Genomic DNA, 451 nt, shown 5'->3' with positions numbered 1-451 from the left:
GCTATAGAATAGGTTTTAATCGTCATCTTTCTCATGAAATTGTAGCTCTTGAGGAATGTCCAGTGAGCTGTCCAGAAATTATATCTAAATTAGATGATATTAGGAAATTGTGCGCTTTTCTGAGCAATTATGCCAAACGATTTCACATTACGATAACATACGTTGCAAATGGTTTAGATGTCGCTGTAAGCGGTTGTATTATACGCCATGAGCCTATTCGTCAGAAAATAGTTCATATGGCGCTTGCATGTGGAATTACACGTTTATCTGTTGAAGGTGAAGTTTTGGTTGAACGAGAAAAGCCATTGATTTACTTCGGGGATGTTTGTGTTGAATTTCCCACTGGAGGTTTTCTCCAAGCAACTTTTGAAGCAGAAAATATCATGGGCAAAATTATTTTGACTCATTTAAGAAAAGCAAAGAATGCTCTTGATTTGTTTTCAGGAATAGG

Annotated in this window: 1 pseudogene; it reads left to right on the top strand. The window is 36.6% G+C overall.

Annotated elements, in window-relative coordinates:
- A pseudogene (locus J7R05_RS08100) lies at positions 1 to 451 on the top strand (class I SAM-dependent RNA methyltransferase); the annotation flags it as partial.

It is taken from the genome of Bartonella capreoli, assembly GCF_902813205.1.
Classification (GTDB): domain Bacteria; phylum Pseudomonadota; class Alphaproteobacteria; order Rhizobiales; family Rhizobiaceae; genus Bartonella; species Bartonella schoenbuchensis.
The sequence above is the reverse complement of the archived record's forward strand: the minus strand, read 5'-3'. Positions and strand labels throughout refer to the sequence as shown.